Raw genomic sequence first — 24,032 nt, 5'->3', positions numbered from 1 at the left:
AAAAATCGACTCAGGCGACGACGCGCCGGCCGATTACGAGCAACTCATTCTGTTTCACGCACTCGACAGTAGAGGCGCTAGTCGCGAACGGCAAACTTGGTGAGTCGACCGTCCCAGAATCTGAGATACATCGGCTGCAATGCGAAGATGTAGAGGTGTCAACTTCGCAGCAGCCCGTGCCACCGGCTCAATCATCCCACACGCCGAAACCACTTCGGCACGTCATCCGCATTTCGCAGCTCGCTTACATGGCGTGCGCGTTCCTTCTGTTCGCGGTCAGCTTTCCGATCTTCGGGTGGCCCGTCGCCTTCAGCTGGTTGCTGATCCTTCCGATCATCGCCGTCTATCTCGTCGCGCGACTGCGCACCACCGTCAGCCCTGACGGCCTCGAGGTCCGCTCGACGTTCTCCAAGCGCACCCTCGCCTGGGACGACGTCAAGGGTTTCCGCTTCCCGAAGCGGAGTTGGGCGCGCGCGGAACTCACCGACGGAACCGAGGTGACCCTGCCTGCGGTCAGCTTCGTCAGGCTTCCCGAGATCGCGATCGCCAGCGGCGGCCGCATCACCGATCCCTACGCATCCGCCGCAGAAGCCTTCGCCGCCAAGGAAGCCGAAGAGGAAGAAGCAGCTGCAGAAGCAGAAGCAGAATCCGAGCTCGTCGAGAACACACAGGACCAGCCCGAAGAGAAGCGCCCGTAGCACGCGAGTAGCGTTGAAAGGCCCTCGCTTCTATTTGAGTGGACCAGCAACGATCACATAAGGAACACGCCCATGCCCCCGTTGAGGTCACGCACCACCACCATCGGACGTAATGCTGCCGGAGCCCGATCCCTGTGGCGCGCCACAGGAATGACGGATTCCGACTTCGGAAAGCCGATCGTCGCCGTAGCGAACTCGTACACCCAGTTCGTACCCGGCCACGTGCATCTCAAGAACGTGGGCGAGATCGTTGCCGAGGCCATCAGTGCGGCCGGCGGCGTCGCTCGTGAGTTCCACACCATCGCAGTCGACGACGGCATCGCAATGGGCCACGGCGGAATGCTCTACTCGCTCCCGAGCCGCGAGATCATCGCCGACTCGGTCGAGTACATGGCAAACGCCCACACGGCCGACGCACTGGTGTGTATCTCCAACTGCGACAAGATCACTCCCGGCATGCTCAACGCTGCAATGCGTCTCAACATCCCGACCGTCTTCGTCTCCGGCGGTCCGATGGAGGCCGGTAAGGCAGTGGTCGTCGGCGGCGTGGCCCAAGCCCCCACCGACCTCATCACCGCGATCTCCGCCTCTGCCAACGATGCCGTGTCCGACGAGGGCCTCGACGAGGTCGAGCGCAGCGCGTGCCCGACATGCGGGTCCTGCTCCGGAATGTTCACCGCCAATTCCATGAACTGCCTGACGGAGGCCCTCGGCCTCGCATTGCCGGGCAACGGCTCCACGCTGGCAACTCACAAGGCTCGTCACGCACTCTTCTCTCGTGCGGGCACCACCGTGGTCGAGGCTGCCCTCAAGTACTACCGCGACGGCGACGAGTCGGTGCTGCCACGCAACATCGCGACCCCGGCAGCGTTCCGCAACGCGATGGCTCTCGACGTCGCCATGGGCGGTTCCACCAACACCGTCTTGCACACGCTGGCTGCGGCGCAGGAAGGCGAGGTCGACTTCGACCTCGACACCATCGACGCGATCAGCCGAAAGGTTCCGTGCCTGTCCAAGGTCTCTCCCAACTCGGACTACCACATGGAAGACGTCCACCGCGCCGGCGGAATCCCCGCCCTGCTCGGTGAGCTTCGCCGCGGCGGACTCCTCGAAACCGACGTGTCCACCGTGCACACCAAGAGCTTCGACCAGTGGCTCGACGACTGGGACATCCGCTCCGGCAAGGCAACCGACGAGGCAATCGAACTCTTCCACGCGGCTCCCGGCGGCGTGCGCACCATCGAACCGTTCTCCACGGACAACCGTTGGTCTGCCCTCGACACCGATGCGGCCGGCGGCTGTATCCGCGACGTCGAGAACGCCTACACCGTCGAAGGCGGCTTGGTTGTCCTGCGTGGCAACATCGCACTCGACGGCGCAATACTCAAAACGGCCGGCATCGACGAGGAACTGTTCTCCTTCCAGGGCCCGGCGCTCGTCGTCGAATCCCAAGAAGAAGCCGTCTCGGTCATCTTGCAGAAGAAGATCAAGGCCGGCGACGTTCTCGTCGTGCGCTACGAAGGCCCCAAGGGTGGCCCCGGCATGCAGGAAATGCTGCACCCCACTGCCTTCCTCAAGGGCGCAGGCCTCGGTAAGGAATGCGCGCTGATCACCGACGGTCGTTTCTCGGGCGGAACCTCCGGGCTGTCCATCGGTCACATCTCCCCCGAGGCTGCCGCAGGCGGAATCATCGGTCTCGTCCAGAACGGCGATCAGGTTCGCATCGACGTCGCCTCGCGCACGCTCGAGATCCTGGTCGACGACGACGTCCTCGCCGAGCGACGCGCGAAGATGGAGGCCTCGGAGCGCCCGTGGCAGCCGGTCGATCGTCAGCGCACCGTGACGACAGCACTGCGCGCCTACGCCGCTCTGGCGACGTCCGCCGACAAGGGCGCGGTTCGCTACGTTCCGTAAGTTCTGCCACGAATCGAAAAAATCCCCGGCCGCTTTTCGGCCGGGGATTTTTTCTGTCAGCGCTCGTGCGGCTCGAGACGCCCGTAGCCGATGTGACAGTCACACAAGGTTTTCGGGCAGCCGCACGTGCGGCAACCAACTCAGCTCCACGAGAATGCTCGCCAACGGGCCACGACAGAGGGTCGACAGAGTCGGGTTCATGTCACCTCGGAGAAGAACGCGGGACCGACTGCGTCCGAACACGCCATACTTCCTCCGGTGTTGTATGAGCTTGAACCACAACCCAATCCGATCATCCCGTTGCCGACACACTCTGCCACGACGCGTGATGGACGCTCGACCGGATCCAGGTACGCGGTGGTCCTCTCGCCTGTCGCCCCGATACGGGTGAAATGGGACGTGCTGGTACAGCGACAGTGCAACTCATCGACAGCAAGACCGACCGACAGGTACCGAATAACCGGGCGACACGCGGAGCACCAACGGAACGATATGAGCTATCAGACATTTCAGACCGAATCGCGCGTCCGGCTCGTGAGCGAATTCACTTGGACGTAGGGTTTCAGACACCAGCTGATCAATTCAGATACATGAGGGGGGATGACTTTCAGTCAGGTGATCATTTCGGTCAGTTCGAGCGAGCCGACTTGCACACGGCGCTCACCAGTGGTTCCCTCATCAGGTCGCTGAGACGCACATCACAACGACGACAGTCAGCCACCGCCCGTCACCCACAAGGTCGACGGGAAACAACCAAGGAGCAATACATGCCCGGAGTCGGCATATGGCGCACCAAATCCGTCGAGCAATCGATCGCGGACACCGACGAGCCTGAGACAAAGCTCAAGAAGGAACTGACCGCGAAGGACCTCACGGTATTCGGAGTCGCCGTCGTCATCGGCGCAGGCATCTTCACGCTGACTGCTCGAACCGCAGGCAATGTCGCAGGACCCTCCATTTCACTGGCATTCGTTCTCGCTGCCATCGCCTGTGGCCTCGCCGCGCTGTGTTACGCGGAGTTCGCCTCCACCGTCCCCGTCGCAGGCAGCGCATACACGTTCTCCTACGCCACGTTCGGGGAGTTCGCCGCCTGGATCATCGGCTGGGACCTCATTCTCGAGTTCGCTCTCGCCTCCGCCGTCGTCGGCAAGGGCTGGTCGCTGTACCTCGGCAACGTCATCGGGGCCAGCGGAAGCACCACCGCCCACATCGGTTCGATCAGCTTCGACTGGGGCGCTCTGCTCATCATCGGCGCGATCACGCTGATCCTCGCGATCGGCACCAAGGTTTCCTCGCGAGTCTCCGCGATCATCACCGCGATCAAGATCGCAGTAGTCCTGCTCGTCATCGTCGTGGGCGCGTTCTACATCAAGAAGGAGAACTACTCCCCCTTCATCCCGCCGTCCGAAGGAACCGAGAGTTCTGCAAGCGGAATCCATCAGACCCTGTTCTCCTGGCTGACCGGCGCAGGCGGAAGTAGCTACGGCGCTTACGGATTGCTCGCCGCAGCCAGCCTCGTGTTCTTTGCCTTCATCGGTTTCGACGTCGTCGCCACCACCGCCGAGGAAACCAAGAACCCGCAGAAGTCGTTGCCGCGAGGAATCTTCGGCTCGCTCGCCATCGTCACGGTTCTCTACGTTGCCGTCACGCTCGTACTGACCGGCATGGTCAAGTACACCGAACTCAAGGACGGCAGTCCGCTGGTCGGCGATTCCAGCGCCACCCTCGCAACCGCATTCGAGGCCAACGGAATCGGTTGGGCACAAACCGCCATCAACTTCGGTGGCCTGGCCGGCCTCACGACAGTTGTCATGGTCATGATGCTCGGCCAGACCCGCGTCCTCTTCGCCATGTCCCGTGACGGCCTCATGCCGCGCAGCCTGGCCAAGACCAACGCCAAGGGCATCCCGATGCGCATCACGTTGATCGTCGGTGGCATCGTCGCCGTCCTGGCAGCCTTCTTCCCGATGGGCACGCTCGAAGAGATGGTCAACATCGGAACGCTGTTCGCCTTCGTCCTGGTTTGTGTCGGTGTCATCGTCCTTCGCCGCACCCGCCCCGACCTGCCGCGCGGATTCCGCGTCCCGCTGGTGCCGTTCGTTCCGATCGTCGCCGTGCTCGCCTGCGGTTGGCTGATGCTCAACCTCTCGGTCGAGACCTGGATCCGGTTCCTCGTCTGGATGGCCATCGGTGTGCTCGTGTACTTCGCCTACGGTCACCGCAAGTCGGTCCTCGGTCGCAAACTCAAGGACGGAACCGCCATCCCGTCCGCGAACGCCGACCCGGTACTCGTCAAGGACTGATCCTTCATAAACGAACCGCCGCTCTCCGATTCGGAGAGCGGCGGTTCGTTTTGTTCGACGGCGCGAGTATCAGATGAGCGGATTGGCACCGTTCAGGAAGATCCAGGTGCAGACGCCGGCAGCGATACCGAGGATCAAAACCACGAGCGATCCGATAAACGGACGAGTTGCCCAGCCACGACGACCGTCGAGCGCAATACGACCTGGTCCCGTCAAAATGATGACGCCCGCACAGATTCCGAGCAGCATCTCGTACTCGGTCCCGGCCGGGGCGAAGTACTCCAGGCCGGGTGCGCTCGCCTGACGCAGCGCCCACGCATTGATCATCACCGCCAGAACCGACGCTGCCGCAACGGGAGTCAGCAACCCGAGGATCAGGAGGGCGCCACCTGCGACTTCACCGACGGCGCCGAGTATCGCCATCCACTTCGCCTGCTGGAACCCGGCGTCCGCCAGCATCGACTCGAACCCGTTCAGCCCCGGCCCGTTCCAGATACCGGTCAACTTCTGCAGACCGTGCACCAACGCAGTTCCACCGACGGCCAATCGCAGTGCAAGCAACCCGAGGTCGAGAGTGCCTCGGCCCCGCGGAGACTCAGTTGTACCTGCCACGGCTTCGGCGGTGGGGACGGCGGCGATCGGAGCGTCGTACGCCGTCTCACGCTCGAGAGCCACGGTCGGCTGATCCGCGCCAGGTGCTCGGTATGTCGGTATCTGTTCGGTCAGGGAGTTGGCGTTCGTGGAACCGAAATCGAGATCGTCGTCGGTCCGCGGCAACGGATTCTTGGCGCTCACCGTCGGAAATTGTTCGGTGGGCGAATCATACGGACTGGACACATTGCCCGTCGGCTTGTCCGCATCCGACAACTCGCTGGGATCTTTTCGCTCGTCAGTCACGTAGGTGAGCCTATGACCGATTCACGAACTCGACGGGGAACCTTGGTCCGGCGTGGCGGCATCTGCCGTGCATTACGTAACGTCTTGGGCATGACTACGGGTAGGCATGCAGCGCTGGGCGCACTGGCGCTGGTGCTCGGGACATCGTTGCTCGCAGGTTGCGCCGACTTCGACGAATCGACTGCCTCGCCGTTCACACCCGAACCGACCAACCAGGCCAGCGCGGAAGTGCAGCCGGAGAACCCGCCGCCGTCGACCACGCCGCCGGCGCCGCGGACCGGCCCCCTCGGACCGTGTCAGGATGCCGACACCGCCGTGATCGCAACCTGTCTCGACACCACGGGTGGGCTCGTCACACTCCCGGACGGGAACTCCGGACTGGTTGCCGAACGGCGGACCGGCCGGATCATGCAGGTAGCTCCCAACACGACACCGGTCGAGGTAGCCAAGATCGACGTCGACGGCAGCGGTGACGGCGGCCTGCTCGACATCGCACTCTCCCCCACGTTTGTCGAAGACAACCTGATCTATGCCTACGTCACCACCGGAACGGACAACCGGGTGGTCCGCATCGCTCCGGGTGACACCGCCAAGGAGGTCCTCGGTGGAATCCCGCGCGGCGCGAGCGGCAACGGCGGGTCACTGGAGTTCGCGGCCCCGGACCAGCTCATGGTTCTGACAGGCGATACCGGAAACCCCGCGGTTGCTCAGGATCCCGCCTCGTTGGCGGGGAAACTCTTGCGGGTCCGATCGCTGACACCCAACGCTGCGCCGCCTAGCCCGGAAGTTGTTCTGTCCGGAATCGGAAACGGCGGCGGCGTGTGCGTCGATCCGGGAATCGCGACGTGGGTCACGGACCGAACCACTCTCGAGGATCGCCTCCAACGCGTCGGCGCCGACGGCACGGTGACATCCCCCGCGTGGACGTGGCCCGACCGACCCGGAGTCGGCGGGTGCATCGCGGCGCAGGGAGTGGTAGCTGTCGCGCTGGGGGCCGGCAAAGCGATCTCGGCGCTGGCCGCAGATCCAGGAACAGGTGCCGTCACGACCGCGCCGTCGGCAGTGGCGAAAGACACGTACGGCCAGCTGGGCGGTTTGGCACTCGGATCCGACGGTTTGATGTGGGCGAGCACGATAAACAAAACCGCGGGCGAGCCGGGTCCGAACGACGACAAGGTGGTCAAGATCCCGATGCCGAGTGGCAGCGGCGGGATCGACTGAGCCGCCATGTCTGTTCGGTCACGGATCCCGTGACCGAACATGCACAGATGCGTACTCTTTTGTTAGCGGGGCTAAACACCACGCATTTGCCAGGACCGGTTGGCCCAACCACGACAAAGGAGTCGGTATGAAGGCAATCCAGTACACGAGAATCGGCGCAGAACCCGAACTCACGGAGATTCCCAAACCCGAGCCCGGTCCAGGTGAAGTGCTCCTGGAAGTCACCGCTGCCGGCGTCTGCCACTCGGACGACTTCATCATGAGCCTGCCCGAGGAGCAGTACACCTACGGCCTTCCTCTCACGCTCGGCCACGAGGGCGCCGGCCGGGTCGCCGCCGTCGGCGAGGGCGTCGAAGGGCTCGACATCGGAACCAATGTCGTCGTCTACGGACCCTGGGGCTGTGGCAGCTGTTGGCACTGCTCGCAAGGACTCGAAAACTACTGTTCTCGAGCAAAAGAACTCGGCATCAATCCTCCTGGTCTCGGTGCACCCGGCGCGTTGGCCGAATTCATGATCGTCGATTCACCTCGCCACCTCGTCCCGATCGGCGACCTCGATCCGGTCAAGACGGTGCCGCTGACCGACGCCGGTCTGACTCCGTATCACGCGATCAAGCGTTCACTGCCGAAACTTCGCGGTGGCTCGTACGCCGTCGTCATCGGTACCGGCGGTCTCGGCCATGTCGCCATCCAACTCCTCCGCCACCTCTCGGCAGCAACCGTCATCGCACTCGACGTGAGCGCGGACAAGCTCGAACTGGCAACCAAGGTAGGCGCTCACGAAGTGGTTCTGTCCGACAAGGACGCGGCCGAGAACGTCCGCAGTATCACCGGAAGTCAGGGCGCCGCACTGGTTCTCGACTTCGTCGGCTATCAGCCCACCATCGACACCGCGATGGCTGTCGCCGGCGTCGGATCGGACGTCACTATCGTCGGGATCGGCGACGGGCAGGCCCATGCCAAAGTCGGGTTCTTCCAAAGTCCTTACGAGGCTTCTGTGACAGTTCCGTACTGGGGTGCCCGCAACGAGCTGATCGAATTGATCGACCTGGCGCACGCCGGCATCTTCGACATCGCGGTGGAGACCTTCAGTCTCGACAACGGCGCCGAAGCGTATCGACGACTGGCCGCCGGAACGCTCAGCGGCCGCGCGGTTGTGGTCCCTGGTCTGTAGACCGACAGCGGCAAAACGACAGCGAAAAACACTAATGCCCGGCCGAATTCGATTCGGCCGGGCATCAGTGTCAGAAATTCAGTGTGCGCTAGCTGCACGCCTCGATGACAAGTTCCTTCACACGAGCCGCGTCTGCCTGTCCACGAGTGGCCTTCATGACGTCGCCGACGATCTTTCCGGCGGCCTGCACCTTGCCACTGCGAATCTTGTCCGCGATGTCGGGGTTCGCTGCGAGCGCTTCGTCGACGGCTGCCTTGAGCTTGGTTTCGTCACGTTCGACGACCAACTCCGGGTGGGCCGCGACAACCTGCTCCGGGTCACCCTCGCCGTCGAGGACGTGATCGACGACCTGGCGAGCCACTTTGTTGTTGAGCTTGCCGCTGTCGATGAGAGCTACGACCTGGGCAACCTGCGCCGGGGTGATCGGCAGAGCGCCGAGTTCGACGCCACGGGTGTTCGCCTGCTGTGACAGGTAGGACAGCCACCAGGAGCGCGCTGCCTCGGGCGAAGCACCGGCCTCGGTGGTCGCGATCACCAGATCGATGGCACCGGCGTTGACGAGGTCGCGCATGACCTCGTCGGAGATTCCCCAGTCCTTCTGGATCCGCGCACGGCGAATCCAGGGAAGCTCCGGCAAGGTACCGCGCAGTTCTTCGACCCACTCGGCGCTCGGAGCGACGGGCTCGAGATCCGGTTCCGGGAAGTAGCGGTAGTCCTCGGCCGTTTCCTTCCGGCGTCCCGCTGCGGTGGTGCCGTCGCCTTCCTGGAAATGGCGGGTCTCCTGGATGACCTCACCGCCGGCGTCGAGAACTGCTGCCTGACGGCGCATTTCGTAGCGAACTGCGACCTCGACGCTCTTGAGGGAGTTGACGTTCTTGGTCTCGGTGCGGGTCCCCAGTTCGGTGGAACCGATCGGCATGAGGGAGATGTTGGCGTCGCAGCGCATCGATCCCTGATCCATGCGGACGTCGGAGACGTCGAGGGACTTCAGCAGATCACGAAGCGCCGTGACGTACGCGCGAGCAACCTCGGGGGCGCGCTCACCGGCACCGTGGATGGTCTTGGTGACGATCTCCACCAAGGGAACGCCCGCACGGTTGTAGTCGAGCAGCGAATGGCTGGCACCGTGGATACGACCGGTAGCGCCACCCACGTGGAGGGACTTACCGGTGTCCTCCTCCATGTGGGCGCGCTCGATCTCGACGCGCCACGTCGTGCCGTCGTCGAGGATCACGTCGAGGTAACCCTCGGTTGCGATCGGCTCGTCGTACTGGGAGATCTGGTAGTTCTTCGGCTGATCCGGGTAGAAGTAGTTCTTGCGTGCGAATCGGCCCCACGGCGTGATGGAGCAGTTGAGCGCAAGGCCGATCCGGATCGCGGACTCGACAGCGGCTGCGTTCACCACCGGCAACGAACCGGGCATGCCCAGACAGACCGGGCACACCTGGGTATTGGGTTCGGCACCGAACTCGGTGGGGCACGGGCAGAACATCTTGGTCGCGGTGCCGAGTTCTACGTGCACCTCCATACCCATCACAGGCTCGTACTTGGTCAGTACTTCGTCGTAATCGAGGATGTCGGGCGCATCGACAGCAGTCATGGTGATCAGTTTATGCGTCTGCGGCTCAGCCGAAGAATGCGGCTGCCTCCTCGTAGCGCTCCTTGGGCACCGTCTTGAGTTTGCGGGTCGCCTCGGCGAGCGGAACGAGGTCGATGCACGTTCCGTGCAACGCGACCATCTGACCGAAATCTCCGCGGTGAGCTGCGTCGGTGGCATGAACGCCGAAGCGAGTGGCGAGGATGCGGTCGTGCGGCGTCGGGGTGCCACCGCGCTGAATGTGCCCGAGGACGGTGGTGCGAACTTCCTTGCCGATCCGGCGCTCGATCTCGTTTCCGAGCTGCTGCGCGACACCGGTGAAGATCTTGTGGCCGAACTCGTCTATGCCACCTTCGCGCAGGGTCATCGACGCGGGATCGGGCATCGCACCTTCAGCCACGACGCAGATGAAGTGGGAGTCGCCACGCTGGAAGCGCTTCTTGACCATCGCGCACACCTCGTCGACGTCGAACGGCTGTTCCGGAACCAGAGTCAGGTGTGCCCCCGACGCCAGTCCGGCCTGCAGCGCGATCCAGCCCGCATGCCGGCCCATGACCTCGACGAGCATGACGCGCTGGTGCGATTCGGCCGTGGTGTGGAGCCTGTCAATGGCGTCGGTGGCGACAGCCAAGGCGGTGTCGAAACCGAAAGTCACGTCAGTGCAGTCGATGTCGTTGTCGATCGTCTTGGGCACACCGATCACGGGTACGCCACTCTCGGAAAGCCAACTGGCCGCGGTGAGAGTGCCTTCGCCGCCGATCGGGATCAGGACGTCGATCCCGTTGTCGTCGAGAGTCTGCTTGATCTGATCGAGGCCCGCACGGAGTTTGTCGGGGTTCACGCGAGCGGTGCCGAGGATCGTGCCGCCGCGGGTGAGGATGCGGTTGATGCGGTCATCGGAGTCGAGCGGGACCTTGCGGTCCTCGAGCAATCCTCGCCAGCCGTCCCGGAATCCGACCACGGTACTGCCGTAACGACCGGCCGACGTACGTACGACGGCGCGGATGACCGCGTTCAAGCCCGGGCAGTCGCCGCCGCCCGTGAGGATTCCGATTCGCATAGTGCAGCACCTCTCGTGACCGGATTGTGGATCTTGGTGTCCATCTTCCCCCAGTCACGGTATTGCCGCAGGATAGCGGCGTTGCCGAGCCGCAACGCCGCGCCGCACGGGACCCCTAACCCGGCGTGACGAGCCCGCTTTCGTACGCCAACACGACTGCCTGGGCGCGATCGCGCAGATCGAGCTTCGACAGCACCTTCCCGACATGGGTCTTGACGGTCTGCTCGGCGACGAACAGCCGCTCGGCGATCTCGACGTTGGACAATCCGCGGGCGATCAGTTCGAGGACCTCGCGCTCACGCGGGGTCAGGGCGTCCAGCGCTGCGGGCCGTGCGCGCGGGGCCGCCCGCCGGCTGGTCACATCGGCAATCAGACGCCGAGTCACCGTCGGCGCCAGCAAGGCCTGCCCTTCGGCAACGACGCGTACCGCCCGAATCAGTTCCTCAGCCGGTGCGTCCTTGAGCATGAACCCGCTCGCTCCGACGCTCAGGGCCTCGTAGACGTAGTCGTCGATGTCGAAAGTGGTGAGCATGAGGACTCGCACCGGCGGTTCCCATCCGGCGGACAGAATCTGGCGGGCAGCGTCGAGTCCGTTCATCTCGGGCATGCGAACATCCATCAAGACCACATCCGGACGCAATCGCGCGACCTCGGCGACGGCGATCTTGCCGTCCGGCGCATCGCCGATCACGCTGATGTCGGGCTGGGCGGAGAGTAGGGCTCCGAACCCTTGTCGAACCATCGCCTGGTCGTCTGCGATGAATACTGTGATGGGCACTCGGACAGCCTAGGCGGGCATCGACGGCAACTCGGCCCGGACCTCGAACCCTCCGTCCTCGCGCCGGTTTGCCAACAGCATGCCGCCCACCGCCGAAGCCCGCTCACGCATTCCGCGGATTCCGTTGCCACCCGTGGTTTCCGACGCCGAGTGCTGATTGCCACCCAATGGCGAAGGTCCGTTGTTCACGAGCGCGCTCACCGATTGCGGACCGAAGGCCACGGCGACCTCGATGGGTCCGCCTGGCGAATGCCTGGCCGCGTTGGTGATCGACTCCTGAATGATCCGGTAGAGCGCAAGGCCCGTGGATTCCGAGACCGACGCTCGATCGCCGTCGACTCGCCACGATACCGGCAAACCGGCACGGGTACTGCCGAGCAACAGTTCGTCCAACTGGTCGACGCCCGGTTGTGGAGCCGTCACCACGGTGTCCCCGTCGCTGCGCAGGACTCCGAGGAGGCCGCGGATCTCGTTGAGCGCTGCTCGCCCTGTCTCACTTATCGATTCGAATTCGGTTCGGATCTCCGGAGTGACTGCATCGAGTCTGTACGGCGCACTCTGAGCTTGCACGACTACCATCGACATGTGGTGGGCCACGATGTCGTGCAAGTCGCGCGCGATCCGCGCCTTCTCCTCGAGGATCGTGCGTCGAGTGCGTTCGAGTTCGCTGACTTCCTCCTGCTTGGCCAACTGGCGGCGCGAGAGGACCAACCAGCGGATCAACAGGCAGAAGACGACCAGGGCACTCAGCCCGACAGCCCAACCGGCGCCGTCGCTTCCCGGGGCGTTGCCGAGGAAGAGCAGCACCGTGGCGATCCAGGCGACACCAACAACCTGAATGGGCGCCCGCAGACTCACTGCGGCCAGCAACGACATCAGCACGATGATGTGGACGACCTGCCACGGGTAGTCGTAACCGGGAGTGTTGTCGAACACCAACGGGATGATCAACGCCGAGACCGCCGACACCGCCCACCCCAACGGAGCGTTGATCCGGATCAGGACGAACGGAAATGCAGCCAACGCGGCGACGAAGGGCATGATCGGCGGCGAAACATGATGCGTCAGTTGCAGTGTCGGCCAGGCAATCGAATAGAGGATCAGGGTGATCGCTACGATGACGATGTTCCAGAACTGACCGCGGGCCACGAAACTGGTTGCCCGACGCACTTTCTCCGAATGAACGACCGCCCCGTCGAGGCCGGACAGCATCGACCCGGCGGTGGCGTATGTCGGCGCGGGCACATCCGGTGCACCCTTGTTCTTCCTACGGACCTTGATCACTCGTCAAGCCTATGAAGGCGAACCCCGAAAGTCCTCATACTGCAGAGTGAGATCCCCCTACCTCCGAGGTATCACAGGGGAGGGAATTCTCACCCGAATGCGCGTCGGAGAACCCCTCCACAGAGCGATGACCGCCAGGATTGTCCGTTCATAGCGTGAACGGCATGCGGATCACACGGGTGAAAGACATCTCTCGAAGCGCCGGCACCTGGGCGGCCCTGGCGCTGGCTGCAACGGCAGCGATCACGGTCACTGCCGGAGCGAGCGGAGCCCAGTCGCCGCGCACCGAGAATTCGAACGCATCCAGGGCGATCGCCACCGTGACTACTGCGGATGCCGCTGACGCTGCGACCACCATCCCGGCGGACTTTGCGGCATTCGCCGGTTACACCCCCGCCGTCGTCGACGGATACCTCGCCAATCCCCACGGCGACTGCTCGTCGCCGGTCCCACTTCCCGACGAATTCGACTCGGCCTGCAAAGCGCACGATCTCGGCTACGACCTACTCCGCTACGCGCATTCGCACGGAACGGAACTGGGGCCGTGGGCACGTCAGGTCCTCGACGGTCAGCTCGACCAGCGAATGCATGCCGCGTGTGAAGACCGCACGTCCTTTCTCTCACGAGGGTATTGCTTCGCGATGGCCGATGTAGCCGTCACGGCTGTGAACGGAAACTCCTGGCGCCAAAGCTATCTGACGCCGGTCGCGGAATCGGGATTCGGTTACGGCACGGCCGGTGTTCTGGCAGTCTCCGCCTTCGGCTTCACCCTGATGCGATCGCGGCGCCTCGACCCGTCGAACGAGTTCTCCTACTCCCCGAAAGCGATTGCAGCATGAGCGTTCTGAATGCGTCACGGACCCCCGTCCTCGCCCGAGTCGGGGCGCTCGCACTCCCCCGCGTGTCCACGAGCGTCGCCGTGGCAGCGATGTCCGCCATCTCGCTGGCTCCCGGACTCCTGCCGCGATCAGCCGTACTACAAGGGGTGTTCAGCGGTCTGCTCGTCGCGGCCGGACTACTGGCGATGTGGGCGTTCTCCGCGGTAGCCCGTCGGCTCGTCCCCGACCGGGTCAAGGCCCGATTCGACGAACGTCATTGGCGCATCACCGCGTTCGGGTTGTCGACTGCCGGCACCGCAGTTGCGATGTTCGCCGCCGCCGGTTGGCAGAACTCGTTGCGAGCGGCAATGGGCGCACCGTCTGCCGGACTTCTCCACTGGGCGGAGGCGGGTTGCATTGCAGCACTGACCGCACTTGGTCTCTGGGGCATCGGGATCGGAATTTCGAAGGCGCTGCGGTGGATGGGTTTCGCGCGGAGCGTCGGCGCACTGGTCATGGGTGTTCTCGGAGTGCAGTTGGTAGTCGGTCCCGCCGTGTGGAACGGTCTCTCCGATTCGTTCGACAAGTCCAACGCGTACATCGACACCGCTCTGACACAGCCACTTTCGGCCTCCGCGACCGGCAGCTCCGAATCGCTCATCTCGTGGACGTCGATGGGCGCGGAGGGACGCAAGTTCGTCGCAGCAGGCGAAGACTCGGTGCGCGTCTACGCCGGTTTGGATTCGGCACCCGACACTGCATCACGTGCCGCGCTCGCGGTGAGCGAACTCGATCGCGTCGGCGGCTTTGCCCGCAACAGCGTCGTAGTGGCCGTTCCGACCGGATCGGGGTGGATCGACACGCATGCAGTCGACGGTATCGAGCAACGGTTCGGCGGCGACGTCGCAATAGTCGGGCAGCAATACTCCGACGCACCCAGCTGGGCGACATTCCTGTTCAGCCGCGACGACGCCGAAGAATCGGCAACCGCTCTGTTCACCGCCGTCGGCAGCCACATTGCCGCTATGCCCGCCGAGGATCGACCGGACCTGTTCCTCTACGGACAGAGCCTCGGCGCGGTCGGCGGCAGCGCCGCACTGACCGAGGCTTTGTCCGAGGGCAGTCCCACCACCGCGTGCGACGTGTTGTGGGCAGGTCCCCCGGCCGGCGCGACACGAACGGACGGCGCAACCGTCCTCGCGAACACTTCCGACCCGGTGGTGTGGTGGTCGCCTGCCCTCGCGACACAGAAACCGGATCTGAGCCGTGCCGTGCAAGATGCACCGGTCCCGCAGTGGGTCCCGGGTGTCACGTTCTTGCAGACCACCGTCGACATGCTCGGTTCGCTCGGTGTCCCCGCCGGTCACGGCCATCGCTACGGAACCGATCAGGGGACGGCCCTGAGAACTTGCTCCTGAAACTGCTGTGCGCCTTTATTAACCGCGGGGGGTTAATAAAGGCGCACAGCAAACAGGTCAGACTGCAGTCGCGATCGGGCCGCGTGCAGCTTCGTAGGCCGCACCGACACGGTAGAGGCGCTCGTCAGCCATGGCGGGCGCCATGATCTGCAAGCCCACCGGCAGGTTGTCGTCCGCGGACAGACCCGATGGGACCGACATCGCGCAGTGTCCGGCCAGGTTGGTCGGCAGCGTGCACAGGTCGGAGAGGTACATGGCCAACGGATCGCCGACCTTCTCCCCCAACTTCCACGGCGTGAACGGGCTGGTCGGCGAGACCAGTACGTCCACCTTCTCGTAGGCCTTGTCGAAATCGCGCGCGATGAGCGTACGGACCTTGAGCGCCGAACCGTAGTAGGCGTCGTAGTATCCCGAGGACAGTGCGTAGGTACCGATCATGATGCGGCGCTTGACCTCCGGACCGAAACCAGCGGCGCGGGTTGCCGCCATGACCTGGTCGGCACTCATGTTGCCGTCGTCGACACGCAGTCCGTAGCGCATGGCGTCGAAGCGGGCCAGGTTGGACGAGACCTCACTGGGCAGCACCAGGTAGTACGACGCGAGCGCGTGCTCGAAGCTCGGGCACGAGACCTCGACAACCTCGGCACCGAGTGCCTTGAGCTGCTCGACGGCAGCATCGAAGGAAGCGATGACGCCGGGCTGGTAGCTGTCGGAGTGAAGTTCCTTGACCACACCGACTTTGACGCCGCGCAGGTCGCCGTTTGCACCTTCGCGTGCGGCGGCGACGACCGGACGCACGGGGGCGTCGATGGACGTGGAGTCACGCGGATCGTGTCCGGCGATGACCTCGTGCAGCAGAGCGGTGTCGAGCACGGTGCGACCACAGGGGCCGCCCTGATCGAGCGAGGACGCGCACGCGACGAGTCCGAAGCGCGAGACGGTTCCGTACGTCGGCTTGGTTCCGACCGTCGCGGTGACCGCAGCGGGCTGACGGATCGAACCGCCGGTGTCAGTGCCGATGGCCAGCGGGGCCTGACGGGACGCGAGCGCAGCCGCACTGCCGCCGCCCGAGCCACCGGGGATGCGGGTGACGTCCCACGGGTTACGCGTCGGGCCGAAGGCCGAGTTCTCGGTCGAAGAGCCCATCGCGAACTCGTCGAGGTTCGTCTTGCCGAGGATCGGGATGCCGGCAGCGCGCAGCTTGGACGTCAGAGTCGCGTCGTACGGCGCGACCCAGCCTTCGAGAATCTTCGACGCACAGGTGGTCGGCATGTCCGTCGTGGTGAAGATGTCCTTCAACGCGATCGGAACGCCGGCGAGTGCCGAAGCGGGTTCGTTTCCGCCTGCGAGCGAGTTGTCCACTGCTGCGGCGGCTTCGAGAGCCTGTTCGCCTGCAACGTGCAGGAAGGCGTGGTACTCGGTGTCGACGGCCGCGATGCGGTCGAGATGCGCCTGCGTGACCTCTACGGAGGACACCTCACGCGAGTGGATCTTGCCGGCCAGCTCAGCGGCGTCCAGCGTGGTCAGATCGGTCATTCGCCCTCTCCAAGGATCTGCGGAACCGCAAAGCGATCCTGTTCGACTGCGGGTGCTCCGGACAATGCCTGCTCGGGGGTCAACCCGGGCACGATCACGTCGGGGCGCGTCACGTTGGTGACGGCATTGGGATTCGCCATGGGCGGGACGTCGTCGGCCGCAACCTCGGTGACCACCTTGACGTGGTTGAGAATCGAATCCAACTGACCGGCGAACTCGTCGAGTTCGGCATCGGACAGGGCGAGTCTGGACAGCCGCGCGAGGTGCGCGACCTCGTCACGGGAGATGGCAGGCACCGCGGGGCCCCTTTCGGAAGAGGACGTGAACATTGCCGGTCCAGCCTAGTTGCTCGCCGCGACAGACCTGTAAGCACGCCCGCTGTATCGAACGACGAGCACGCTCACTGTGTCGATCGCCACGCCGAAAGCCCGCAGTGTGTTTCGCTCGTGTGACAAGCATGTGCATCCGGCGTGACGCCGCCGCGGCGCCCACCATCGCAGGTTGGGCAAGTGCAAAGATGAGTCAGGCCCGGGTCGACGTGATCCGGGCGAGAACCGATCAGCGAAAGGCACGCACGTGTCGTACCTGCTTCGCGTCCAACTGCCCGATCGACCAGGCAGCCTCGGCGCGCTCGCCGTAGCTCTCGGATCCGTGGGCGCAGACATCCTCTCCCTCGACGTCGTGGAACGAGGTGACGGTTTTGCCATCGACGACCTCGTGGTCGACGTCGAACCGGGCGCGCTGCCCGACACCTTGATCACCGCTGCCGAGCATCTACCGGACGTGCTGGTCGATTCGATCCGCCCCTACGCCGGGATTCTCGACACTCACCGTGAGCTCGAACTCATAGATTCCGTTGCGACGGCCCGAAACGATCGACTACAGGTCCTCGTCGACGGCGCGCCGCGTGTACTGCGAGTCGGCTGGTGCGTCGTCGCGGACATCGGCAAGCACGGTGCGTACCGCGTCGTCGGTAGCGCCGGCGCGCCGGAAACCCACGCCACCGACATTCCGTGGATGCCACTGGACAAGCCCACCGCCCTCGACGGCGAGGCCGACTGGGTTCCGGACGTATGGCGCGACATGAACACCAGCCTCGCTGCCGCACCTCTCGGCTCCGGCAATCGAGTCCTCATGCTCGGTCGTCCCGGTGGGCCCGAATTCCGCCCTTCGGAGATAGCCCGCCTCGGCTACCTCGCAGGAATCGTGGCGACGGTACTGGGTTGACCAGGCTGGCTGATCAGGCCAGGCCGCGCACCATGACGGTCAGTTCCATACCGCGAATCGGCTCCCACGCCCGCTCGGGATCGGGGACGAAACCGTTGCGGTCGTAGATACGACGGGCATCGACCATCTCGGGCTGCGTCGAGATGACCACCGAGTGATCGCCGCGGTCGTAGGCTTCGGCGATCACTGCGCGAACCAATGCGGTTCCGGCGCCCGATCCCCGAGCTTGCGGCGAGACTGCGAGCATGCGGAACTCGAGTTCGCCCTTCTGCGCAACATCCGCGAAGGGCGTGCCGGGTTCTGCGATCGTCAACGAACCCACGACTTCGTCACCGAGAACCGCAACCAGCACCCGGCCCTGCTCCACCCGAGTTGCGGTGTCTCGCAGGCGCTCCGCGTACGGCGATCCGCCGGCGACAAATCCGCCACCCACGTACGACTGCACAGTCAGCTCCCCGACGGTCTCGAACTCAGCCGGTAGAACTTCACGAATCTCGATCATGGCGTCACTATCGCACCCAGCACACCAATCTCAGAAATCGGACAAAGTCACTCTGGTTCGTCCAAATCGGTGGGAGCGACCGCATCCGGGCCATCTTCGAGCAACCGCCGGAAGCCGTCTTCGTCGAGCACCGGCACACCCAATTCGACCGCCTTGTCGTGCTTGGAACCGGGCGCTTCACCGACGACGACAAACGCAGTCTTCTTCGAGACCGACCCTGCCGCCTTGCCGCCGCGCACCAGAATCGCTTCCTTCGCCTGATCACGCGAGTAGGTCTCGAGCGAACCGGTGACGACGATCGAGAGGCCCTCGAGATTGCGCGGAATCGAATCGTCGCGTTCGTCCTCCATGCGTACTCCGGCCGACGCCCACTTGTCGACGATCTGCTGATGCCAGTCGACGGAGAACCACTCCACAACGGCGGCGGCGATAGTCGATCCGACGCCGTCCACTGCAGCCAACTCGTCGACCGAGGCTTCCCGAATGCGTTGCAGCGAGCCGAATTCGCCGGCCAACGCCCTCGCGGCAGTGGGGCCGACGTGCCGAATCGACAGTGCCACAAGCACTCTCCACAGCGGCTTGTCCTTGGCCGAATCCAGGTTGGCCAGCAAGCGTTTTCCGTTGGCGGACAGGGATCCCGCATTGGTGCGGAAGATCGGAACTTCGATCAGTTTCTCGGCGTCGAGTGAGAAGAGATCACCCTCGTCACCGATGACCTTCGCCTCCAACAGCCCGGTCGCGGCCTCGTACCCGAGCACCTCGATGTCGAATGCACCGCGCCCCGAGACGTGGAACACGCGCTCGCGCAACTGCGCCGGACAGTACTGCTGATTGGGGCATCGCACGTCGACGTCGCCCTCTTTCGCGGGTGCCAACAACGTGCCGCACTCGGGACAATGCGTCGGCATGACGAACTCGCGCTCGGTACCGTCACGAACGTCTGCCACGGGCCCGAGGACCTCGGGGATAACGTCTCCGGCCTTACGCAACACCACGGTGTCGCCGATCAGCACACCCTTGCGCTTGACCTCGGATCCGTTGTGCAGCGTGGCCAAGGACACAGTGGAACCCGCCACCGTGACGGGTTCCATGTACGCGAACGGCGTCACACGACCCGTACGTCCGACACTGACCCGGATGTCGAGGAGCTTGGTCGTGACCTCTTCCGGCGGGTACTTGTACGCGATAGCCCACCGTGGTGCGCGCGACGTGGTGCCCAGACGTCGATGTAACGACATCTCGTCTACCTTGACCACCAATCCGTCGATCTCGTGCTCGACGTCGTGGCGGTGTTCTCCCCAGTACTTCATCTTCTCGACCACGGCGTCGGCGCCGACCACCCGTGAGGTGTGCGTGGACACCGGCAGACCCCAGGCGGCGAGGGCCACGTAGGCGTCGTACTGCGAGGCCGGCTCGAAACCTTCCATGCGCCCGAACCCGTGGCAGATCATTCCGAGGCGGCGACGCGCGGTGACGGCAGGATTCTTCTGACGCAGGGAGCCCGCCGCGGAGTTGCGCGGATTGGCGAACGGCGCCTTCCCCTCCTCCACCAGGGAGGCATTGAGTGCTGCGAAGTCCTCGAGGCGGAAGAACACCTCGCCACGCACCTCGAGCAGGCTCGGAATCGGGTACTCGTCCGTGGCGGTAAGGCGCTCCGGGATGTCGTTGATCGTCAGAGCGTTGAGCGTGACCAGCTCGCCCGTACGACCGTCACCGCGGGTTGCGGCACGAACGAGTTTGCCGTTCTCGTAGACGAGATTGAGGGCGACACCATCGATTTTCACTTCACAGAGATAGTGCAGTTCCGGCCCGGTTTCCTGCTCTACCTTGGCGATCCATGCTCGGAGCTCCGACTCGTCGAAGACGTTGTCGAGGCTGAGCATCCGCTCGAGGTGGTCGACGGACGTGAAGTCCGTCGCGAATCCGCCACCGACGAGTTGCGTCGGAGAGTCGGGAGTTCGCAGATCCGGGTACTGCTCTTCGAGAGCATTGAGCTGCCCGAGCAATGTGTCGAATGCACCGTCCGAAATGACGGGCGCATCACGAACGTAGTAGCGGAACTGATGCTGGCGTACCTCTTCGGCCAGCTCCGTCCACTGCTCGCGCGCCTCGTTGGGCGCTGGCTGCATTGCATCCGCGGTTTCAGTCACAGCTAGAAGATTATCGGTTCACACCGACACACCACACGACTCCACATCGGAACGCACACACTAGAACGCCGACGGATCGTCCACCAATGCCTTGCCGACGTCTGTACACAGCCGAAGGGCGGCTCGACTCCACCCGAGGCTCGCACCCGCAAGACCACAGCTTGGGGTTACCGCGACCTGGTTCTGCAGGAGTTCACGCGAGAAGCCGAGACGATCGATCAGGGTGACGGCGGGCATCGCACACTCTTTCCACGTCACCGGCTTTTCCGGCGGGGCGGAAGGAACCAGACCGAGCGCCAATTCCTTGCCGGCGTCGAACAACTGGCCGATACCGTCGAGATCGCGTGAGCCGATGAGCGACATGTCGAAGCTCACGCCGAACGCCTGGCTTCGCCTCAGTAGATCCCACGGCATGTCTGTGCCGCAACTGTGGACGATTGTGGGCAGTCCGCAACCGCTGATCGTCGAGTCGAGTACGGCGAGTGCCTCGGGTTCCGGCAGTGCCGGAACGCTCTCCATCTTGGTGCGCCCAGGCAGCGAACCGGCCAGAACTGCCGCGATCTGCGGCTCGTCCAACTGAATCACCACTGCGGCGCCGGTGCGGCGAGTGACCTCGGCCGCATGACGCGCGAGACCCTCACCGAGTGATTCTGCGACGTCGCGGAGCGCACCGCGGTCGACGAGAACTCGCGAACCGTTTGCGACTTCGATCTCGGCGCCGAGTGTCAGCGGGCCGGCGACTTGGAGCTTGACGACGTGGTCTTCGCCGACCAAGCGCGCTGACTCCCAGGCTTCCTCGAGCGCGTCGAGATCCTGATTCAGAAAGTCCTCGGCTCGCTTCGCGACATTGCCCCTCCGAGGCACGACTCGATAGGCACGGGTCGAGGCGTCGAGGTTGATATCGACCAGAATTGCCCCCGCCCGGCCGACCATGTCAGCGCCGAGTCCGCGGCTCGGCAACTCCACCAGATGCGGGAAACCACCCAGCTCGCCGAGGATGGTTGCGGCACTTTCGCGGGCATCCGTGCCCGGCCAGGATCCGATTCCGGTGACGAGACCACCGATGGAAACCTGCTGCGTCACAGTGTGTTCGGCTCGGATTCGGTATCCGAGATGGTGCCACTGCCGAGGACCTGGTCACCCAGTTCGCGGTCGGGGCGATACAACACGACGGCCTGTCCCTTTGCGACGCCGGTCAGTGGTTCGCGCAACGAGATCGAGATACCGCCGCTCGAAGTACCGTCGTCGACGGCCTCCGCAACGGCCTGCGCCAGTCCACCGTGCGCACGAACCTGCACCATGCATTCGACGGGGCCCTCCGGCGCCTGGCCCGAGGTCCAGATCGCACGCTGCGCCGAGATGGCCCAGACGTCGAGATTCTTGGCCGAACCCACTCGGACCGTTCCGGTTTCGGGCTCGATCGCGGTCACGTACCGCGGACGGCCGTCACCCGCCGGACCTTCGACGCCGAGACCCTTGCGCTGTCCGATCGTGAAGCCGTGTACGCCGTCGTGTGCAGCGAGGACTTCACCCGAATCGGCGTCGACGACGCTTCCCGGACGAACGCCGATGCGCGCACCCAGGAATGCTCGTGTGTCGCCGGTCGGGATGAAGCAGATGTCGTGACTGTCAGGCTTGTTCGCCACAGCCAGACCGCGCTCGGCGGCTTCCTCGCGGATCTGTTCTTTCGGTGTGTCACCGATCGGGAACATCGCTCGCGAAAGCTGCTCAGCCGTCAGCACACCGAGGACATACGACTGGTCCTTGTCAGCGTCGACCGCCCGGCGCAGGACGCCGTCTTCGAGGCGCGCGTAGTGACCGGTCGCCACGGCGTCGAAGCCGAGAGCGACTGCACGGTCGGCGAGTGCGGTGAACTTGATCTTCTCGTTGCAGCGCAGGCACGGATTGGGGGTCTCACCCGCTGCGTACGACGCCACGAAGTCGTCGATCACGTCTTCCTTGAAGCGATCGGCGAAATCCCAGACATAGAAGGGTATTCCGAGAACGTCGGCGGCGCGCCTGGCGTCGCCGGCATCTTCCTTCGAGCAGCATCCACGCGAACCCGTCCGCAATGCGCCCGGCGCCGTGGACAAAGCAAGATGAACGCCGACGACGTCGTGTCCGGCGGCGACAGCGCGGGCGGCGGCGACAGCGGAGTCGACACCTCCGCTCATGGCTGCGAGTACTCGCATCAGCGATCCCCTCCACGCGAACCGGCACCGGCAAGACCGGCGGCCCGAGCGCGCTCTACTACTTGTGGAAGCGCAGCGATGAGCGCGTCCACATCGGTGACACTCGACGTATGTCCGAGCGAAAATCTCAGTGAGCCACGCGCGACGGGCGATTCGACGCCCATCGCGATCAAGACATGGCTGGCTCTGGCCACACCGGCGGTGCAGGCCGAACCGGTGGAACATTCGATACCGGCGGCGTCGAGCAGCATCAGCAACGAATCGCCCTCGCAGCCGGGGAAGGTGAAGTGCGCGTTACCGGGAAGCCGATCGGATCCGGTCGGGCCGTTGAGCACCGACTCGGGAAGAATCTCCAGGACTCCGTCGATCAAACGGTCACGCAACTGCGCCAATTCCCTTGTGCTGGAATCGAAGTTCTCGACGTTTGCGCGCAGCGCCGCAGCCATCCCGACAACGCCCGCAGTATCCGGAGTGCCCGAACGCAGATCACGTTCGTGTCCGCCGCCGTGAAGGAGCGGCACACACGGAACCTGGCGTCCGAGTAGCAGTGCGCCGACGCCGTGCGGACCACCGAACTTGTGCGCCGCGATGCTCAGCGCGGACAATTTGCTCGCCGCGAAATCGACCGGCAATTGCGCAACGGCCTGAACCGCGTCGCTGTGCATCGGAATCTCGAACTCAGCCGAAATCTCCGCCAACTCCACGATCGGCATGATCGAGCCGACCTCGTTGTTGGCCCACATCACCGTCACGAGTGCTACCTCGTCGGCGTGGACGGAAAGCTCGTCACGCAAGGTCTGCGGATCGACGACACCGTTCTCGTCGACCGGCAACCACGTCACGCGCGCGCCCTCGTGCTGCTCGAGCCACTCGACGGCGTCGAGCACAGCATGATGCTCGACGGAGCTGGCCAGGATGCGAGTGCGTCGCGGGTCTGCGTCACGGCGAGCCCAGTAGATGCCCTTGACCGCGAGATTGTCGCTCTCGGTGCCTCCGGAGGTGAAGATGACCTCCGACGGCCGCGCACCCAGGCTGGCGGCGATCGATTCCCGCGATTCCTCGACGCGGCGCCGGGCCGCACGGCCGGAGCCGTGCAGCGAGGACGCGTTACCCACGGTTTTGAAGGTATCGGTCATCGCCTCGATAGCGGCTGCCGACATCGGAGTCGTGGCGGCATGATCGAGGTACACCGGAAATCCGGCGTGGGCACTGTGTGCAGGCAGAGTCATGGCTTGACAAGGATAGCCCAGCACGAGAGTTCGA

General features: G+C 64.4%; 20 protein-coding genes. 8 read left to right on the top strand and 12 right to left on the bottom strand.

Annotated elements, in window-relative coordinates:
* The first annotated feature begins 176 nt into the window (after window positions 1-176).
* From BH682_RS11615 to BH682_RS11605, 3 genes are all read left to right on the top strand, one after another.
* Complete coding sequence (locus BH682_RS11615; RefSeq protein WP_039973093.1) at window positions 177-698, top strand: PH domain-containing protein; 522 nt, start codon at window positions 177-179, stop codon at window positions 696-698.
* 72 nt (window positions 699-770) lie between these two features.
* Entirely contained in the window at window positions 771-2,612 is a 1,842-nt protein-coding gene (gene ilvD / locus BH682_RS11610; protein ID WP_007729361.1) for a dihydroxy-acid dehydratase, read from the top strand.
* Between the two features lie 767 nt (window positions 2,613-3,379).
* The gene (locus tag BH682_RS11605) at window positions 3,380-4,915 is read left to right on the top strand and encodes an amino acid permease (protein WP_003944693.1); all 1,536 of its coding nucleotides are present in this window, start codon (window positions 3,380-3,382) and stop codon (window positions 4,913-4,915) included.
* Between the two features lie 69 nt (window positions 4,916-4,984).
* Here the strand turns inward: BH682_RS11605 and BH682_RS11600 are convergent, their stop codons facing one another.
* Window positions 4,985-5,812: a DoxX family protein gene (locus BH682_RS11600; protein WP_003944742.1), complete on the bottom strand. Its 828-nt coding sequence runs from the start codon at window positions 5,810-5,812 to the stop codon at window positions 4,985-4,987.
* 90 nt (window positions 5,813-5,902) lie between these two features.
* Here BH682_RS11600 and BH682_RS11595 point away from each other — a divergent pair, with 90 nt between their 5' ends.
* Together BH682_RS11595 and BH682_RS11590 are read left to right on the top strand one after the other, a co-directional pair.
* Window positions 5,903-7,033: a PQQ-dependent sugar dehydrogenase gene (locus BH682_RS11595; protein ID WP_075835246.1), complete on the top strand. Its 1,131-nt coding sequence runs from the start codon at window positions 5,903-5,905 to the stop codon at window positions 7,031-7,033.
* A 127-nt stretch (window positions 7,034-7,160) separates the two neighbouring features.
* Window positions 7,161-8,207, top strand: a complete 1,047-nt coding sequence (locus BH682_RS11590) for an NAD(P)-dependent alcohol dehydrogenase (RefSeq protein ID WP_030535408.1) — start codon at window positions 7,161-7,163, stop codon at window positions 8,205-8,207.
* 88 nt (window positions 8,208-8,295) lie between these two features.
* Here BH682_RS11590 and gatB read toward each other — a convergent pair whose 3' ends face one another.
* The 4 genes from gatB to BH682_RS11570 all read right to left on the bottom strand — a co-directional run bounded on the left by gatB (window position 8,296) and on the right by BH682_RS11570 (window position 12,926).
* The gene (gene gatB / locus BH682_RS11585; protein ID WP_007729370.1) at window positions 8,296-9,807 is read right to left on the bottom strand and encodes an Asp-tRNA(Asn)/Glu-tRNA(Gln) amidotransferase subunit GatB; all 1,512 of its coding nucleotides are present in this window, start codon (window positions 9,805-9,807) and stop codon (window positions 8,296-8,298) included.
* 25 nt (window positions 9,808-9,832) lie between these two features.
* Window positions 9,833-10,864, bottom strand: coding sequence for an ATP-dependent 6-phosphofructokinase (locus BH682_RS11580; protein ID WP_075832935.1), 1,032 nt, complete (start codon window positions 10,862-10,864; stop codon window positions 9,833-9,835).
* 115 nt (window positions 10,865-10,979) lie between these two features.
* The gene (locus BH682_RS11575) at window positions 10,980-11,642 is read right to left on the bottom strand and encodes a response regulator (protein WP_007729374.1); all 663 of its coding nucleotides are present in this window, start codon (window positions 11,640-11,642) and stop codon (window positions 10,980-10,982) included.
* 9 nt (window positions 11,643-11,651) lie between these two features.
* Window positions 11,652-12,926, bottom strand: a complete 1,275-nt coding sequence (locus tag BH682_RS11570; protein ID WP_058226339.1) for a sensor histidine kinase — start codon at window positions 12,924-12,926, stop codon at window positions 11,652-11,654.
* Between the two features lie 164 nt (window positions 12,927-13,090).
* Between BH682_RS11570 and BH682_RS11565 the strand changes: the two genes are divergently transcribed.
* Both BH682_RS11565 and BH682_RS11560 read left to right on the top strand, forming a co-directional pair.
* Window positions 13,091-13,765, top strand: a complete 675-nt coding sequence (locus BH682_RS11565; protein ID WP_039973090.1) for a membrane protein — start codon at window positions 13,091-13,093, stop codon at window positions 13,763-13,765.
* Window positions 13,762-15,162 (top strand): alpha/beta-hydrolase family protein, encoded by a 1,401-nt coding sequence (locus tag BH682_RS11560; RefSeq protein WP_075832932.1) that lies wholly within the window; start codon window positions 13,762-13,764, stop codon window positions 15,160-15,162. Before BH682_RS11565 ends, BH682_RS11560 begins: the two co-directional genes overlap by 4 nt.
* A 57-nt stretch (window positions 15,163-15,219) precedes the next feature.
* Here BH682_RS11560 and gatA read toward each other — a convergent pair whose 3' ends face one another.
* Both gatA and gatC read right to left on the bottom strand, forming a co-directional pair.
* Window positions 15,220-16,698 (bottom strand): Asp-tRNA(Asn)/Glu-tRNA(Gln) amidotransferase subunit GatA, encoded by a 1,479-nt coding sequence (gene gatA / locus BH682_RS11555; RefSeq protein WP_030535403.1) that lies wholly within the window; start codon window positions 16,696-16,698, stop codon window positions 15,220-15,222.
* Entirely contained in the window at window positions 16,695-16,994 is a 300-nt protein-coding gene (gene gatC, locus BH682_RS11550; RefSeq protein ID WP_003944747.1) for an Asp-tRNA(Asn)/Glu-tRNA(Gln) amidotransferase subunit GatC, read from the bottom strand. The genes gatA and gatC overlap by 4 nt, the downstream gene beginning before the upstream one ends.
* 280 nt (window positions 16,995-17,274) lie before the next feature.
* Here gatC and BH682_RS11545 point away from each other — a divergent pair, with 280 nt between their 5' ends.
* Window positions 17,275-17,925, top strand: a complete 651-nt coding sequence (locus BH682_RS11545) for an amino acid-binding protein (protein ID WP_003944719.1) — start codon at window positions 17,275-17,277, stop codon at window positions 17,923-17,925.
* A 13-nt stretch (window positions 17,926-17,938) separates the two neighbouring features.
* Here the strand turns inward: BH682_RS11545 and BH682_RS11540 are convergent, their stop codons facing one another.
* From BH682_RS11540 to BH682_RS11520, 5 genes are all read right to left on the bottom strand, one after another.
* Complete coding sequence (locus tag BH682_RS11540) at window positions 17,939-18,427, bottom strand: GNAT family N-acetyltransferase (RefSeq protein ID WP_003944764.1); 489 nt, start codon at window positions 18,425-18,427, stop codon at window positions 17,939-17,941.
* A gap of 47 nt (window positions 18,428-18,474) precedes the next feature.
* Complete coding sequence (gene ligA / locus BH682_RS11535; protein ID WP_007729389.1) at window positions 18,475-20,556, bottom strand: NAD-dependent DNA ligase LigA; 2,082 nt, start codon at window positions 20,554-20,556, stop codon at window positions 18,475-18,477.
* Between the two features lie 81 nt (window positions 20,557-20,637).
* A complete protein-coding gene (locus tag BH682_RS11530) occupies window positions 20,638-21,660 on the bottom strand; it encodes a methionine synthase (protein WP_075832930.1) in 1,023 nt (340 codons plus the stop codon).
* Window positions 21,657-22,769 carry a tRNA 2-thiouridine(34) synthase MnmA gene (mnmA, locus tag BH682_RS11525; RefSeq protein ID WP_075832928.1) on the bottom strand — a complete coding sequence of 371 codons (1,113 nt, stop codon included), beginning with the start codon at window positions 22,767-22,769 and terminating at the stop codon, window positions 21,657-21,659. The genes BH682_RS11530 and mnmA overlap by 4 nt, the downstream gene beginning before the upstream one ends.
* A complete protein-coding gene (locus BH682_RS11520) occupies window positions 22,769-23,998 on the bottom strand; it encodes a cysteine desulfurase family protein (protein WP_019747909.1) in 1,230 nt (409 codons plus the stop codon). The genes mnmA and BH682_RS11520 overlap by 1 nt, the downstream gene beginning before the upstream one ends.
* Window positions 23,999-24,032 lie beyond the last annotated feature (34 nt).

The organism is Rhodococcus sp. YL-1 (assembly GCF_001942025.1).
GTDB classification, from domain to species: domain Bacteria; phylum Actinomycetota; class Actinomycetes; order Mycobacteriales; family Mycobacteriaceae; genus Rhodococcus_F; species Rhodococcus_F qingshengii.
This window is presented reverse-complemented; position numbering and strand designations above follow the sequence as displayed.